This window comes from Cobetia sp. 10Alg 146 (genome assembly GCF_029846385.1).
Classification (GTDB): domain Bacteria; phylum Pseudomonadota; class Gammaproteobacteria; order Pseudomonadales; family Halomonadaceae; genus Cobetia; species Cobetia marina.
Map to the genome: position 1 here is coordinate 37007 of NZ_JARWKT010000002.1, position 15170 is coordinate 52176.

13 protein-coding genes are annotated in these 15170 nt (G+C 62.9%); 1 reads left to right on the forward strand and 12 read right to left on the reverse strand.

Going from position 1 to position 15170, the window contains the following annotated elements; genetic code table 11:
- Positions 1 to 225 precede the first annotated feature (225 nt).
- From QD172_RS03135 to QD172_RS03160, 6 genes are all read right to left on the reverse strand, one after another.
- Positions 226 to 2247, reverse strand: coding sequence for a DUF4955 domain-containing protein (locus tag QD172_RS03135; protein ID WP_279854943.1), 2022 nt, complete (start codon positions 2245 to 2247; stop codon positions 226 to 228).
- A 203-nt stretch (positions 2248 to 2450) separates the two neighbouring features.
- Complete coding sequence (locus QD172_RS03140) at positions 2451 to 2723, reverse strand: DUF2160 domain-containing protein (RefSeq protein ID WP_043334560.1); 273 nt, start codon at positions 2721 to 2723, stop codon at positions 2451 to 2453.
- A 73-nt stretch (positions 2724 to 2796) separates the two neighbouring features.
- Complete coding sequence (locus QD172_RS03145; protein ID WP_077372718.1) at positions 2797 to 3597, reverse strand: carbohydrate ABC transporter permease; 801 nt, start codon at positions 3595 to 3597, stop codon at positions 2797 to 2799.
- Between the two features lie 11 nt (positions 3598 to 3608).
- Positions 3609 to 4478 carry a sugar ABC transporter permease gene (locus QD172_RS03150; protein WP_077372715.1) on the reverse strand — a complete coding sequence of 290 codons (870 nt, stop codon included), beginning with the start codon at positions 4476 to 4478 and terminating at the stop codon, positions 3609 to 3611.
- Positions 4478 to 5692 (reverse strand): ABC transporter ATP-binding protein, encoded by a 1215-nt coding sequence (locus QD172_RS03155; protein WP_279854945.1) that lies wholly within the window; start codon positions 5690 to 5692, stop codon positions 4478 to 4480. Before QD172_RS03155 ends, QD172_RS03150 begins: the two co-directional genes overlap by 1 nt.
- The gene (locus QD172_RS03160; RefSeq protein ID WP_279854946.1) at positions 5692 to 6858 is read right to left on the reverse strand and encodes an ABC transporter ATP-binding protein; all 1167 of its coding nucleotides are present in this window, start codon (positions 6856 to 6858) and stop codon (positions 5692 to 5694) included. Before QD172_RS03160 ends, QD172_RS03155 begins: the two co-directional genes overlap by 1 nt.
- Positions 6859 to 7296: 438 nt before the next feature.
- Here QD172_RS03160 and QD172_RS03165 point away from each other — a divergent pair, with 438 nt between their 5' ends.
- Entirely contained in the window at positions 7297 to 9375 is a 2079-nt protein-coding gene (locus QD172_RS03165) for a sigma 54-interacting transcriptional regulator (RefSeq protein WP_279854947.1), read from the forward strand.
- Between the two features lie 141 nt (positions 9376 to 9516).
- Here QD172_RS03165 and QD172_RS03170 read toward each other — a convergent pair whose 3' ends face one another.
- The 6 genes from QD172_RS03170 to QD172_RS03195 all read right to left on the reverse strand — a co-directional run bounded on the left by QD172_RS03170 (position 9517) and on the right by QD172_RS03195 (position 15157).
- Entirely contained in the window at positions 9517 to 10368 is an 852-nt protein-coding gene (locus tag QD172_RS03170) for an ABC transporter permease (protein WP_077372706.1), read from the reverse strand.
- Between the two features lie 3 nt (positions 10369 to 10371).
- On the reverse strand, positions 10372 to 11673 hold the full coding sequence (locus QD172_RS03175; protein ID WP_077372703.1) for an ABC transporter permease: 1302 nt from the start codon (positions 11671 to 11673) through the stop codon (positions 10372 to 10374).
- Between the two features lie 158 nt (positions 11674 to 11831).
- Positions 11832 to 12989, reverse strand: a complete 1158-nt coding sequence (locus QD172_RS03180; RefSeq protein WP_240499558.1) for an extracellular solute-binding protein — start codon at positions 12987 to 12989, stop codon at positions 11832 to 11834.
- A 100-nt stretch (positions 12990 to 13089) separates the two neighbouring features.
- Positions 13090 to 14223 carry an ABC transporter ATP-binding protein gene (locus QD172_RS03185; protein WP_279855229.1) on the reverse strand — a complete coding sequence of 378 codons (1134 nt, stop codon included), beginning with the start codon at positions 14221 to 14223 and terminating at the stop codon, positions 13090 to 13092.
- A gap of 429 nt (positions 14224 to 14652) precedes the next feature.
- Positions 14653 to 14814, reverse strand: coding sequence for a YqaE/Pmp3 family membrane protein (locus QD172_RS03190; RefSeq protein ID WP_043334518.1), 162 nt, complete (start codon positions 14812 to 14814; stop codon positions 14653 to 14655).
- 82 nt (positions 14815 to 14896) lie between these two features.
- Complete coding sequence (locus tag QD172_RS03195) at positions 14897 to 15157, reverse strand: hypothetical protein (protein WP_240499559.1); 261 nt, start codon at positions 15155 to 15157, stop codon at positions 14897 to 14899.
- Positions 15158 to 15170: the final 13 nt, after the last annotated feature.

Genomic DNA, 15170 nt, shown 5'->3' on the forward strand with positions numbered 1-15170 from the left:
GATGTCCCTTCATTGGCGTTATTGTTGTGTCGCGTCGTCCAACAACCACTTCCGTCAATCACGTGTCGCGCGGCGCGATATGCCGCGCGTGTCTCCTGCCGGTACTGCTTGTCCTCCTGTCGTTCCGGGTACGCTGTCTTGCCTTTGCTGCGTTGCTGCTCGGCTGGCCGGGCATCTGACTGTCAGTCCGTCTGCCAGATGCCCGACGGATTCAAGCTTTCCGGGTCACGGGTGCGTCTCGCGAAGCAGCGCGCGTTGAGCACGATAGAGCGAAGCTGGCTCAACGGCCTCGCCGGGGGATTCCACTCGCGCCTGCAGCTTGTCCAGCGCCTCAAGCTGCGGGTAGTCCGTCACGCCCTTGGCGTTCATCACCCGCTCGTAATCATGGCGACTGGCGATGCCCAGCGCGCGGCCGGTGGCGCCCACTACCGTCGGCATGATCACCTTGCCGAAGTGTGAGTCGGCGCGCATGAAGGGCCAGGCATCGTGCGGCTTGCCGGTATTGACCGGATTCCACAGCACCAGCCCGCGCAGATGATTGGGCTGATGGCCGACACTGGCGCCCCAGCGGTCACGTACATGGCCGCCTCGCTTGCGGTCGAAGAGATTGTCCCGCGGCTGCTGACCATGCAGTTCGATCCCACTGTCACCGCCATGCTCCAGTTCAAGGTAGACGTTATGGGTCGCGTAGCGGGCCACGCCGGGCGCATGCCAGGCATGACTTTGGTCGACCACCTGCCTTGCCAGCACCTGATTGCTGTCACTGATCGTCATCGCGATATGCCCCGGCTTGCCGGTCATCCTCACGTCCTCGAGCGTCACCTGGGAGCTGTGGCGCACCTTCACTCCCTGATTGAAACTGTCGAGCCGGACATCACGCACCCAGCCATCGGTGATGCCATCGAGATCCAGCAGGCCGAAGCCGCTGTCGTCCTCGGCGCTGCGGTGATGCTTGAAATGCCCTCGCCAGTTGCCCTTGAGCGTGATGCCTTCGACCCCGACCTCATGCGCCGGGTGGATGCGCGCGATACGCCACTGCTCACCGGGGAAGCGCTCGTGCACCACGGGCAACGACAGCGTCAGCCGATTGCCTTCTCGTGCCAGCACACGGTAGCGAGCGCGCTTGACCACCCCATCCCGCTCGATCAGCCAGCGCGACTTGCCGGTTCTGGCCTCCTTTTCCATCTGATAGGGTGCCAGAGCACGTGCTACCGCTTGCGGGCGCTTGTCGATGCTCTCCAGCAATACCTCATCCCCCGCCTTGAGCGATGACGCCTGTGCCACGCCCGCCAGTGTCACCGTGTCCTGCGTATCGGCAGGCTGCACGCGAGCCGTCGCGGCGATCGGCTGCCAGGCTTCCTGACTCCCGCCCTCGGCCAGCGTCCTGCCTTCCTCCAGATTGCCAAGATGCAGCAACCAGGGCGTGCTCCAGTACCAGCTGGCGTGCAACGGCAGCATCGGTCGGGTCTGCTTGAGACGGGTCCTGTCGCTTCCGTCTCCCGCCAGTGTCCAATGACTGCCGGCCAGGCTCAGCCCCTGCATCTTGAGCAATGCCTCGCGCAGCGTCTGCTGGCGCGCCTCATCCGGGACTGCCGCCTTGAGCGCGATCATCCGTGCATAGAACCAGTCGCGCTCCGCGGGGCCGAACAACACATAGTCACCGGCAGGAAAATAGAGCACCCCGTGCCGCTGAGGGCTGTCCGCATCATGCTCGCCCTGCTGCTGCCAACGACGCATCGCGGCATGGGCGCGCAGTACCGCCTCTCGGTCACTCACGTCGTCCGTGCCATCAGCGCCATAATCCGTGACATCGAAGCGCCTGACGCTGCGAGACTCTGATTCCCGCTTCCGCGCCTCTTGTGCATTGGCTCCCGTCGCCAACGCCGCCGGGGGTTCTCCTCCCTGGTGATAGCCAGCTTGCGAGAAGTCCGGCAAGGGCAGCGGCTCGCGCTTGTCTGCCGGCAGCGCCTGATTGGCCTGCCACACTCGCTGATACGCCTGCCACAAGGGGGGTTGCCCTTTGTCCTGCTGCCCGCCACTTGCAGTATGGCCCTCTGAAGAATGGCCCTCGCCAGCTCCGCCCTGCTGATCCTCCACCGACACGGGAGTCGTGACCCACCAGCCGATGGCAACGACACAGACGAGGCCCAGTCCTGTCAGCCCGGCACGAATGACACGACGGCTTTTCCTGCCGGAAGAAACAGAGTCAGTGGTAGACGAATGACGCGAGGATTCGGTAGACGACATGCAGCAGGGTTCCAGAGCGATGACAGATGACACTGGCTTGGCCAGTCAGAACCGCTTGGGACTCCTGTCAGCACCTCGGGTTCCCTGTTGCCAACGGGCGACGCTGCCCGTCGTCAACGCTCACACCCATTCCCGACATCTCACTTCACTTCTCGTTTCTTCACCTCTCGTTTCTTCTCATCCCCCCTCACTTCACCCTCACCTCATCCCCACTTCATCAACACCAGCATCCAGACGACACAGACGATGCTGATCATCCACAGCACCTGATCAGTGAAGCCCAGCCACAGCAGATGCAGCCAGCCGCTGGAGAGCAGGCCGATGAACAGTCTGTCGCCACGCGTGGTCGCGATGGGCAGAAAGCCCTGGCGACTCAGCGTCGGGGTCACGAACTGCCAGGCGGTCATGCCCAGCAGCAGGGTGCCGATACCGGCAAAGAAGAGTGACGTGGGCAGTGTCCAGGCCATCCATTCCATCATCATGTCCTCTTGTAGGCCGTCAGCAGCGACTCGCTGGCGGCAATGACAGCGGCGCTCGTCTGGCCGCCGCTCACACCCGACCCAGGGCGAAGCCCTTGGCGACGTGATTGCGCACGAAGTAGATCACCAGAATGCCGGGAATCAGCGTCAGGGCGCCGGCGGCGGCCAGCACGCCCCAGTCGATGCCCGAGGCCGAGACCGTTCGCGTCATCACCGCCGCGATCGGCTTCGCCTCCGTCGAGGTCAGGGTTCGCGCCAGCAACAGCTCCACCCACGAGAACATGAAGCAGAAGAAGGCGGTCACCCCGATGCCCGGGCGAATCATCGGAATGAACAGCGTCAGGAAGAAGCGCGGAAAACTGTAGCCATCGATATAGGCCGTCTCATCGATCTCCTTGGGCACGCCGGACATGAAGCCTTCCAGAATCCAGACCGCCAGCGGCACGTTGAACAGACAGTGCGCGAGTGCCACCGCCAGCGGAGTATCGAACAGTCCCACCGAGGAGTAGAGCTGGAAGAACGGCAGCAGGAAGACCGCCGGCGGTGCCATGCGATTGGTCAAGAGCCAGAAGAAAAGATGCTTGTCACCCAGGAAGCGATAGCGCGAGAAGGCATAGGCCGCCGGCAGTGCCACCGTCAGCGAGATGGCCATGTTGAGCACCACATAGCTCATCGAGTTTACATAGCCCATGTACCAGCTGGGGTCGGTGAAGATCACCCGATAGTTGTCGAAGGTGAAGTTCTCGGGCCACAGGGTCAGGCCGCCGAGAATCTCCTGATTCGACTTGAACGACATGATCAACAGCCAGTAGATCGGCACCAGCAGAAACAGCAGGTAGATCGTCATTACCAGACGCTTGCGTGTTTTCATCACTCGTCTCCTCAGGCGTCGTCACTGTCCTGGTGGGTCATGGCGGTATAGAACAGCCACGAGACCAGCAGGATGATGAGGAAGTAGATCAGCGAGAAGGCAGCGGCGCGTCCGAGATCGAACTGGCCGATCGCCATCTGGGTCAAGGTCTGGGACAGGAAGGTCGTGGTGGTACCCGGCCCGCCACCGGTGAGCACGAAGGGCTCGGTGTAGATCATGAAGCTGTCCATGAAGCGCAGCATGATGCCGATCAGCAGCACGCTCTTGAGCTTGGGCAGCTGGATGTAGCGGAACACGGCCCAGGGTGAGGCACGGTCGATGCGCGCGGCCTGATAGTAGACATCGGGAATGGCGCGCAGCCCCGAGTAGCACAGCAGTGCCACCAGCGACGTCCAGTGCCAGACATCCATCACCAGCACCGTCACCCAGGCGTCGGCCGGATTGGAGGCGTAGTTGTAATCGATGCCCAGTTGCCCCAGCGCCCAGCCATAGAGCCCGATATCCTCACGCCCGATGATCTGCCAGATGGTGCCGACCACGTTCCAGGGAATCAGCAGCGGCAGGGCCAGCAGGATCATGCACAGCGAGACCATGAAGCCCTTGCGCGGCATCGAGAGCGCCACGGCGATCCCCAGCGGAATCTCGATGGCGAGTACCGCGAAGGAATAGACGAACTGGCGAACCAGCGAGTCGTGCAGGCGCTCGTCGCGCAGGATCTCGCGATACCATTCGGTTCCCACGAAGAAGCGTGTGGAGGGATCGAAGATGTCCTGCACCGAGTAGTTGACCACCGTCATCATCGGGATGATGGCCGAGAACGCCACCACGATGACCACCGGCAGCACCAGCCACCAGGCGCGATTGTTGTGTGTGCGTTGCATCAGGCGTTTCCTCCCGGCTGCTCTCCACTTTCCCCTCTGGCAAAGCTGTCCGCCTCGCCGCTGTCGGGCGCGCCGGCCTGTGACAGGTCCAGCAGATGCTCATCGAGATAGAAGCGCTGCCAGCGGGCCGGTAGCCGCAGCCGCACACGCCCGGCAGGGATAGGCGCATCTTCCTCGATACGTGCCTTGAAGATGCAGCCACCGCCGATGTCGAGATCCACTACCTTGTAGGTGCCAAGATCCTGCACCAGCGTGACCTGACCACTGAGCCAATGCTCGCGGGTGTCGGAAACCGCCGCAGCGGGTGAGCTGTCGCTGGCCTCGAGCTCGACGAATTCGGGGCGAATGCCCAGCTTCAGCTCGCCCTTGCGCTCTTCAAGCGTCGCCAGCAGCGCCCGTGGAAGGTGCAGCAAGGGCGCATCCTCTCCCGTCCCGAGTCGCACGCCCTCTGATTCCAGCGTGATGCTGGCCAGGTTCATGCCCGGCGAACCGATGAAGTAGCCCACGAAGGTGTGAGCGGGGTCCTCGAACAGCTCGCGCGGGGTACCGAACTGCACGATGCGGCCTTCATACATCACCGCAATCTTGTCGGCGAAGGTCGAGGCCTCCAGCTGGTCATGGGTGACGTAGACCATGGTGATGTTGAACTGCTCATGGATCTGCTTGAGCTTGCGCCGCAGCTTCCACTTGAGGTGGGGGTCGATGACCGTCAGCGGTTCATCGAACAGGATGGCGGCCACGTCATCGCGGACCAGCCCGCGGCCCATCGAGACCTTCTGCTTCTCGTCGGCCGTCAGGTTGCTGGCACGCCGCGTCAGCAGGTCTTCCAGCTCCAGCACCTGGGCGATCTCACGTACCCGAGACTGCACCTTGTGCTCCGGCTGGCGCTGATTGCGCAGCGGGAAGGCCAGATTGTCGAAGACGGTCATGGTGTCGTAGACCACCGGGAACTGGAACACCTGAGCGATGTTGCGCTCTTCCGGCGGCAGCCGATTGACCACGCGATCATCGAAGCGCACCTCGCCCTCGGAGGGGGCCAGCAGCCCGGAGATGATGTTGAGCAGCGTGCTCTTGCCACAGCCCGACGGGCCGAGCAGCGCATAGGCACCGCCCTGCTGCCAGACATGGTTCATGCGCCGGATGGCGTAGTCACTGTCAGCCGCAGGCGCCGCCAGGTAGCTGTGCGCCAGATCATTGAGGTGTATTTCCGCCATCAGGCCAGCCCTCCGCCAGTCGTGGTGGGTCGCTCGGGCGAGCGGATCAGTGCCCCGTCGCCGCTCGGGCCTGCCACTTCACCGCCAGCGCGGCCCTTGTCATCCGCAAAGACGAACAGCTTGTGGGCGGGGGCATAGACACGAATGGCATCGTCCACGGCGAAGTCGTGGATGCCGGACAGATGCAGCACCAGCGAGTGGTCGGCATTGCTGACATGCAGGAAGGTCTCGGAGCCGGAGATCTCGGCGATATCCACCGTGACGGCGAACTCGAGATCATCGTCGGCCAGCGGCGCCAACCCCAGATGACTGGGACGGATACCGAAGCGATAGGCCCCGCTCTCGAGCCCCACCAGTGGTGTGGGCAGCACGAACCGGCTGCCCTGCTCGCCGGCACTGGCGGCACCGGAGAACGCCAGTTCACGACCACGCACCTCGGCCTCGAACAGATTGATCTGCGGCTCGGAGTAGAGCTTCGCCGCCTCGACACTCACCGGATGATGGTAGACGGCCTCGGTAGGCCCGGACTGCAGCACCCGCCCTTCATGCATCAGGGTAGTGGTGCCACCGAGCGCCAGCGCCTCACCGGGTTCGGTGGTGGCGTAGACGGCGATGGTGTTGCGGGTCGCGAACAGGCTGCGCATCTCGTGGCGCAGCTCTTCGCGCAGCTTGTAATCAAGATTGACCAGCGGCTCATCGAACAGCACCAGGTCGGCATCCTTGACCAGCGCCCGCGCCATGGCCGTACGCTGCTGCTGACCGCCGGAGAGCTCCGCCGGCTGACGCGCGAGGAACTGCTCGATATGCAGCATCTCGGCGATCTCGTGCACGCGGCGACGGATTTCCTCCGGCGCCATGCGCGCCAGCTTCAGCGGCGAGGCGATGTTGTCGTAGACGCTCAGACTCGGGTAGTTGATGAACTGCTGATAGACCATCGAGATATTGCGCTCGCGCACCGGGCGGCCGGTCACGTCCTCGCCGTTCATCACGATTCGCCCATCACTGGGCACATCGAGGCCTGCCATCAGGCGCATCAGTGAGGTCTTGCCGGACAAGGTGCGTCCCAGCAGCACATTGAAGGAGCCGGGCTCGAAGGTCAGGTCCACCCTGTCGATATGGGTCTCGCGGCCAACCCGGCGGGTGACCGCCTCAAGGCTCAAGGACATGGCGCTGTCTCGTCTGGTGAAAGTCATCGGGGCAGGGACACGGCCAACCACTGCCGAGTGTTCATACCCACCTGGTGACTCTCATCTAGCGAACCCTGTGCCAGCCGCGCGCAATCCCGTGCCCACCGACACCCTCTGCCAGCCATCGGATACCGCCAGATCGCCCTCTTTCGTTGATCATTCAGTCACTTGCCAGATGCGACCAAGGCAGGGGCAGACCATGGTCTAGCCCGTCAACCACCCCGTCTGCCGCTACTCTGATGAACAGTGTCTGAACACTGGAGTCCTCGGAACTGAACACTCGCCACGCACAAGTGAACATTGCCGTGAACACTCCCCAAGACCGAAAACAGCATCGATGACAGCACCGATAACAGCACCGATAACAGCATCAATAACAACAGAGGCCTGAAAGGCCCGCCGCACAAGGGATGTCTCATGACAGCACGCCATCATTCCGCCAGCCACGTCGATAACCACGTCGATAACCACGTCGATAACCACACCGCCGCCACCCCAGCTCACTCCACGCCCCATCCCGCCGCTGCTCCCGTGGCACTTCAGCATTCCTCACTGGTGTGTCCGCCGGAAGAGCTCGTCTGGCGTCAGCGTCAGGCCGCCAGCCTGATGGCGACGGTGGCGTCAGCGGTGGCCGGTCATACCCTTAACCTGCTCGATCACTGGCAGGCGTGTCTGGTACTGACCGACCGCGACGGCGTGGTGCTGGCAAGCTACGGCCATCACCAGCTGCTGGGCAATGACGCCACCCTGCTGCACCCCGGCGCGCGCTGGCGTGAGGAGTCGCTGGGTCACAACGCCATCGCCGAGACCCTGAATGCACCGCGTGCCAATCGTCTGGCGCGCATCGCGCTCGAGGCGCATGACGCCGAGTGCCTCAAGGGGCTGGCCAGTGCCAGTGCCGCCCTGCTGGCGCCCGCCAGCTGGAGCAGCCACCGCGGGCTGACACCCGGTGCCTGCGAGGGCTGCCTGGGGCTGATCTGCGACCCCTACCGTGTCCGCCAGTACAGCCTCGGCATGCTCGGGGTACTGGCGGATGACATCGAGCAACGCCGTCTGAGCGAGGCCCACGGGCACGACCATCACCTGTTGCGCCTGCATCTCAACCGCTCGCAGCTGGATTCGCCCAGCGCCGCCCTGCTGGCCATCACGACGCAAGGTCAGGTCGCGGCTGCCAGTCGCCGGGGACTGCAGCTGCTGGCGGCTCACCTTGAACTCACGCCCGCCTCCGACAGCGCAGACAACGCATCTCACAGCGCAGCCAATGCATCGAACAGCGCGGCCAATGCAGTGGACAGCGACAGCTGCGCCACCCGCGATGACATCCACCTGCTGCTGGGCCAGCCCCTGTCTCGCTGGCAGCTGGACTGGGCACCGCTGGCCCAGCTTGATGACGCGGAGTGCCTGACGCTCTCGCAACACCCGCATTTCACGGGCTACGCCTTGTGCGGTGTCCTGCCCAGGCCACGCATTCAGGCACGCGCGCCAGCCACTCACCCCACCGATGAGCGAACAGGCCCGCTGGCCACTCAGGCCGCTGCCTGCCATCCGAGCCTTGCGCGCCTGCATCATGGCGATGCCGGCTGGGCCCGAGTCTGCGAACTGCTGGTGCGGCTGGTGAACGCTCGCCTGCCACTGCTGCTGCAGGGCGAGACAGGTGTCGGCAAGGAAGAGGTGGTCAAGGCGCTGCATCAGGCCAGTCATCGCGCCCATCAGCCACTGGTCGCCATCAATTGCGCGGCATTGCCCGATGAGCTGGTCGAGGCTGAGCTGTTCGGGTATCGGCGCGGCGCCTTTACCGGTGCCGACCCTGCGGGGCGCGAGGGCCGACTGATCGAGGCCAATGGCGGACGCCTGTTTCTGGATGAGATCGGCGACATGCCACTGCATGTCCAGGCGCGTCTGCTGCGCGTGCTGCAGGAGCGTGAAGTCACCCCGCTGGGCGGCGGCAAGCCGCAGCGGGTCGACTTCGAACTGGTGGCCGCCACCCATCAGCCTCTCAGCGAGCTGGTCAAGGCAGGTCACTTCCGGGCGGACCTCTACTACCGACTGTGTGGCGCCAGCATCGCCCTGCCGCCACTGCGCGATCGCCAGGACATGGCTGGATTGAGCCATGCCCTGCTGACACGGCTGTGCCGGGAGCAGCAACGCGAGCTGCCACGCATCACCCCTGATTTCCTGAACCGTCTCATGCAGCATGATTGGCCGGGCAACGTGCGTGAGCTGGACAATGTGTTGCGTCTGGCACTGGCGCTGTGCGATGGGCCGTCTCTTGAAGCGTGCCACGTGATGCTGTCGGGCGAATTCAGCAGCGCATCGCATGCACAACATTGCGCCATGCTGCCGCCCGAGAAGCCTCCCCTGCCCCCGCTGCATGACCTCTCCAGTGCCGAGGAGCTGCAGAGCGCGCTGGACGCGCTGGGCGGCAACGTCTCGCGTCTCGCTCGGGAGCTGGGCATCAGTCGCACCACGCTCTACAAGCGACTCGGCGCGGCCTGACGCAGCAGGCTTCTCCTCAAGCCCCGGCCCTGAAACGCCCGTGCCCCCGCAGACAGACTCTGCGGGGGCACGGGCGTTTCACACGACTCACATTTCTTACCGCTACCAAGCACCTAACACTCAGCACTCAAGGACAGGGAGTCAGCTCGGCGTCAGGCCGCGCAGGCGCTCATTGCGACGGCGAATCAGCTCCAGTGTCGTCAGCAGCAGGATCGAGACCAGCACCAGCAGCGTGGCCACCGCCAGAATCGTCGGACTGATCTCCTCGCGGATACCGGACCACATCTGGATCGGTATGGTGGTCTGCGCCGGCCCGGCGATGAACAGCACCACCACGACTTCATCGAACGAGGTGATGAAGGCGAACAGCGCACCGGACACCACGCCCGGCGTCACCAGCGGCAGGATGATGCGGAAGAAGGTGCGACTCGGACTTGCCCCCAGCGAGTGCGCCGCACGCGTCAGAGAGTGATCGAATCCGGAGAGCGTCGCCGTCACCGTGATCACCACGAAGGGAATGCCTAGCGCGGTGTGCGCCAGAATCACGCCCAGATAGGTCTGCGTCAGCCCCAGCTTCGAGAAGAAGAAGAACATCGCCGCGGCACTGATGATCAATGGCACGATCATCGGCGAGATCAGGATCGCCATGATGGTGTTGCGAAACGGCATGAAGCGACTCGAAAGCCCAAGCGCGGCAAGCGTGCCCAGTACCGTGGCCAGCACCGTCGCACATACCGCGACGAAGATGCTGTTCTTGATCGAGCGCATCCACTCATCCGACGTGAAGAACTCCTGATACCAGCGCAGCGAGTAACCCTCCGGGTCCAGCGACAGCATCTTCTCCGAGAAGGTGAAGTAGGGTTCGGCATTGAACGAGAGCGGAATGATCACCAGGATCGGCCCGATCAGGAACAGGAAGATCAGCGCACAGAGTGCGCAGAACACCCAATGCCAGATCCGCTCACCACGTGTTGCATAGGAAGGTATGGCCATCTGTCACCCCAGTTTGACCTTGTCGACACCGATCAGGCGGTTGTAGACGAGATAGAAGAGGATCACCACGACCAGCAGGATCGAGCCAATGGCCGCTGCCAGTCCCCAGTTGAGCGAGGTCTGCATGTGATAGGCGATGAAGTTGGTGATGAAGCGGCCCGACTGCCCGCCCACCAGTGCCGGCGTGATGTAGTAGCCGATGGAGAGGATGAAGACCAGAATCGAGCCTGCTCCGATACCCGGCAGGGTCTGCGGGAAGTAGACGCGTCGGAAGGCGGTGATCGGCCCGGCACCCAGCGAGCGCGCCGCGTGCATGTAGCTGGGCGGAATGGTCTTCATCACCGAGTACAGCGGCAGGATCATGAAGGGCAGCAGGATGTGGGTCATCGCGATGATGGTGCCGGTCTTGTTGTAGATCATCTGGATGCGCGCCTCCTCGGCGAGTATCCCGACGCCCACCAGCATGTCGTTGAGCACCCCCTGCTGCTGCAGGATCGCGATCCATGTCGTGGTGCGGACCAGAAGCGAAGTCCAGAACGGCAGCAACACCAGAATCATCAGCAGATTGCCGCGCCCGGCAGGCAGGGTCGCCAGCAGCCAGGCCACCGGATAGGCCAGCAACAGACATAGCCCGGTGATCGCGGCGCTCATCCAGAAGGTGCGGATGAACAGCGAGACATGGATCTGCAGATATTCCGGCTTCTCGACGATCTCGCCAGTGGGAGAGAACTGACGATCCACCGCCGCCAGATAGTAGGAAGCCGTGTAAGGCGTGGACTCGCGCTTGATCAAGCGCCAGATGTCCGGGTCCTGCCAGTCCTCATCGGCCTCGATCAATGCCGCTTTGTAAGGGGCCTCCATGCGAGCGGCCTTGCGTGCACTCTTCATGAACAGTGAGCGCATGCCCGACATTTCATAGTTGAGACGTGAGGCGACACGCCCGAGATTGCGCGCCTTGAGGCCCGCGGCAAGGTCATCTGCCAGCGCGGCGTAGGTAGCCTCATCCGGCAATCCCTCGCCGTCCCAGTCAACCAGCGCCTCACTGGTGCGCGGCAGATAGGTGGAGACTTCCGGGTTGTCGACACTGCGCGACAGCATGTCGAAGATGGGCATGACGAAGGCCAGCCCGATGAAGATCAACAGCGGTGCCACCAGCAGCAACGCCTTGAGACGGCTGCGGCGGATGGCACGATTGAGACTCTGTTTCAGGGGCACGCCGTCGGCGGTGGTCAGTGCCGCGCCGGGGGCTCCATTGGGGTCATGTTCTGCGCTTCCGGACGTGGCCGGGGCGGAGGAATCGCTCATCCTGCACTCCTTGATCGGCTATCCGAGGATGCCTGAGCCGTCAGCCGATTCCCGCACGTGAAGGCGGGGACGAGCACGAACTGCCGGGCGATCAGGCATGATCAAAAAGGCCCCGGCGCGCGGTCGTGCGCCACCGGGGCCATCGGGTCAGTGCGGAATCAGCGTGCCAGCCAGGCGTTGAAGCGCTGGCTCAGCTCATCGAGGTTGTCGGCCCAGAACTCGTCATCCTTGGGAATGGCGGTCTCGAAGTTGGGGCCGTAGGTCGGCATGTGCGGCTTCATGTCGATGCCCGTGTCGGCGTGGGTCGAGACCAGCGCCGCAGACGAGGTACGTGCCGGGCCGTAGGAGATGTACTTGGCCTGATCCGCCAGACGCTGGGTGTCGGTGGCAAACATCAGGTAATCCTTGACCTTGTCGAGCTTGCCGGTCGGGACGACCCAGCCGTCCAGCTCGAACACCTGAGCATCCCAGACGATGGCGAAGGGCTGCTTCTCGTTGACCTCGGCATTGAAGATACGGCCGTTGTAGGCAGAGGCGAAAGCCACTTCCTTGTCCGCCAGCAGCTGCGGCGGCTGGGCACCCTCCTCCCACCAGATGACGCTGTCCTTGATGGTATCGAGCTTGGCGAAGGCACGCTCGATGCCTTCATCGGTCTCCAGCATGTCGTAGACCTCTTCCGGTGCCACACCATCAGCGACCAGTGCCCATTCCATGTTGTTGATCGGCTTCTTCTGCAACGCACGCTTGCCGGGGAACTCCTCGAGATTGAAGACATCATCGATGGAATCCGGCTGCTTGTCCTCGGGGAACATCTCGGTATTGAAGGCCACGATGTTGGAATAGACGATCTGCGGCACGAAGCACTCACTGAGCGAGCCTTCGATGAAATCCTCACTGGCCGGTGTTCCATCCGGCGCTGCCGCGAACAGGGTGTCCGGGTCCAGCGGCTCGATCAGCCCTTCGGAGCAGGCGATCAGCGCGTCGCTGGGCAACATGTCGACCAGATCCCAGGTGACGTTGCCTGCCTGTACCTGGGCACGCAGCCCCGAGAGCGCATTGGACGACTTGTCGATATTGACGACGGTATCGCCGCTCTTCTCTTCCCATGGCTCGTGATAGGCCTTGAGCTGGCTTTCACTGTACGCCCCGCCCCACGACACGATATTGAGTGTCTCGGCCTGAGCCGCGGTGGCGCCAAGGCTTGCCGTGGCGACCGCCACGACCAGAGCGGCACGCAGTGGCATGCTGGCCCCTGCGCAGGAACGCGACACCTGGGCGATGCGACGTGAAGAGATGAATCGATTGATCACTGACATGGGTGAATCTCCCTGAATTCTTGTTGTTGTACTGCACTCTTGTCGCGAATCGTGCTGTTGCTCTCTCGGGTAAGGCCTGCGTTCGTCTCCTGTGCTGTCGTCAGGCATCCAGTGCTCGGCAATCGCAGGCATCCCACCCGACCTGCAATGTCTGTCCGGGCCGCAAGGGTGGATAGCCTTCGGCATTGGGTGTCTTGATGATGAATTCGTCACTGCCACATACCGCCACTCGCGTGCGCAGATGATCTCCAAGATAGATCACCTCAAGCACCTCGGCGGTAAAGACATTGTCGGGGGGGGATGAAACACCTGCCTCTTCGCTGGACAGCAGGCGCACCCGCTCCGGGCGGAGCGACAGCTGGGTACGCTCGCCAATCTCATTGACGGCGACCTTGAGTGCCCGCACCTGCTCGCCACTGTCGAGGGTCACGGTGCAATGCGCGTCTTGTGCTTCCATCTGTGTGACCTGCCCGTTGAGGCGGTTGTTCTCGCCGATGAAATAGGCGACGAAGGCATTCTCCGGCGCTTCATATAGCGCCTCGGGGGTCGCCAGCTGCTGGACGATGCCATCATTGAAGACCGCGATGCGGTCCGACATGGTCAGCGCTTCCGTCTGATCATGGGTCACGTAGAGCATGGTGACGCCGAGACGCTGGTGGATGCGCTTGATCTCGAACTGCATCTCTTCACGCAGATTCTTGTCAAGCGCCCCCAGCGGCTCATCCATCAGCACCAGTTCCGGCTCGAAGACCAGCGCGCGCGCCAGGGCGACCCGCTGTTGCTGTCCGCCGGAGAGTTGTCCAGGGCGGCGATCCCCGAATTCGCCGAGCCGCACCATGTCCAGTGCATTGGCCACCTTGGTGGAAATCTCTTCCTTGCTCATGCCGCGCACTTCCAGCGGAAATGCCAGGTTCTCGGCCACGCTCATGTGCGGAAACAGGGCGTAATTCTGGAAGACCATGCCGATGCCGCGCTTGTGCGGTGGCAAGTCGTTGATGGGGGTACCGTCGAGAAGGATGTCGCCATGAGTCGGCGTTTCGAAACCCGCCATCATCATCAGGCAGGTGGTCTTGCCGGAACCGGACGGCCCCAGCAGGGTGACGAACTCGCCGCGCCGAACTTCAAGATTGAAGCCCTTGACCACCAGCGTTTCGCCGTCATAGCTCTTTTGCACATCATTGAAGATCGCGAAGCAGGAGCTGGTCTCCTGCGGCGCGTCGGGCTCTGCAGTCATGACCATGCGTGGTATCCATCATGTTGTTGTTATCGCGAAGCCCGCGATCGACCGGGCTTCACCCGCCCCGTGATCACTGCTCTCACTGCCATTTGACCCTACGGTGGCAGACCAAAGGCGACAAGCGGCACTCCCGCTGAATAGCGTTGAAAGCAGGCTATGCGAAAGTCTGAACATTGGACTATGAGCACGTTGCTTCCCGCCGCGAACCTCTCTCGCGGGACTCACGGGGCAAGGGCCTTGCCCGGCGAGCGCCCACTAGAAAGCCCCGCCTGCACGAATGTCAGACGGGGCTTCAGGTCTTTCAACTTTCCAGGCCAGGTGGCGGCACCGATCATGTCAGCCGGTCGAATCAGCCGGTCAAGTTCGCAATGCCTCACGGGATGCGAACCCGCCACACGGGGCCCGGACCGGGTCGCCCAGACCGGGTCAGAACTTGGTGATGACCCACACGGCGTGGATGATCCCCGGCAGGAAGCCGAAACAGGTCAGGATGATGTTGATCCAGAAATGCTTGTTGGCGACCCCCACCTGCATCAGTACGCCCAGCGGCGGAAGGATGATGGCCAGAATGATGCGAATGATATCCATAGTTTGCTCCTTGCGGGTGGAATTGGGTGACCTGATCCTCTCGTCCAACGTCTACCTGCAGCGTGACACACGAATGACGCACTCATGGCTTCCGTGGCGGTTCATCCTCATCTGTCGAGTCCTGCGACTTGACCCGGGAGTCACGATTGACCTTCTGTGCAAGCGACTCGGACTCCGCTGCCAGTTGCTCGTGATAACGCTCCCAGTCCTCCCAGTCATGTGGCGTGCCACTGCGGGGGCGGTGACTGCCCGACTCACGTGCACGTGCCCAGGCGTGTTCTTCCAGACTCTGAGGCTTGTCCTCCTCCTTGTCCTTGTCGCCATCCAGGCCGTGCTTTGCCATGTACTCTCTTGCG

What these genes read in the sequence shown, in the direction of transcription:
- QD172_RS03145 (WP_077372718.1), bottom strand. Translation starts at nt 3,597, where the DNA reads ATGAAAACACGCAAGCGTCTGGTAATGACGATCTACCTGCTGTTTCTG.
- QD172_RS03195 (WP_240499559.1), bottom strand. Translation starts at nt 15,157, where the DNA reads ATGGCAAAGCACGGCCTGGATGGCGACAAGGACAAGGAGGAGGACAAG.
- QD172_RS03150 (WP_077372715.1), bottom strand. Translation starts at nt 4,478, where the DNA reads ATGCAACGCACACACAACAATCGCGCCTGGTGGCTGGTGCTGCCGGTG.
- QD172_RS03160 (WP_279854946.1), bottom strand. Translation starts at nt 6,858, where the DNA reads ATGTCCTTGAGCCTTGAGGCGGTCACCCGCCGGGTTGGCCGCGAGACC.
- QD172_RS03135 (WP_279854943.1), bottom strand. Translation starts at nt 2,247, where the DNA reads ATGTCGTCTACCGAATCCTCGCGTCATTCGTCTACCACTGACTCTGTT.
- QD172_RS03155 (WP_279854945.1), bottom strand. Translation starts at nt 5,692, where the DNA reads ATGGCGGAAATACACCTCAATGATCTGGCGCACAGCTACCTGGCGGCG.
- QD172_RS03190 (WP_043334518.1), bottom strand. Translation starts at nt 14,814, where the DNA reads ATGGATATCATTCGCATCATTCTGGCCATCATCCTTCCGCCGCTGGGC.
- QD172_RS03180 (WP_240499558.1), bottom strand. Translation starts at nt 12,989, where the DNA reads ATGTCAGTGATCAATCGATTCATCTCTTCACGTCGCATCGCCCAGGTG.
- QD172_RS03175 (WP_077372703.1), bottom strand. Translation starts at nt 11,673, where the DNA reads ATGAGCGATTCCTCCGCCCCGGCCACGTCCGGAAGCGCAGAACATGAC.
- QD172_RS03140 (WP_043334560.1), bottom strand. Translation starts at nt 2,723, where the DNA reads ATGGAATGGATGGCCTGGACACTGCCCACGTCACTCTTCTTTGCCGGT.
- QD172_RS03185 (WP_279855229.1), bottom strand. Translation starts at nt 14,223, where the DNA reads ATGACTGCAGAGCCCGACGCGCCGCAGGAGACCAGCTCCTGCTTCGCG.
- QD172_RS03170 (WP_077372706.1), bottom strand. Translation starts at nt 10,368, where the DNA reads ATGGCCATACCTTCCTATGCAACACGTGGTGAGCGGATCTGGCATTGG.
- QD172_RS03165 (WP_279854947.1), top strand. Translation starts at nt 7,297, where the DNA reads ATGACAGCACGCCATCATTCCGCCAGCCACGTCGATAACCACGTCGAT.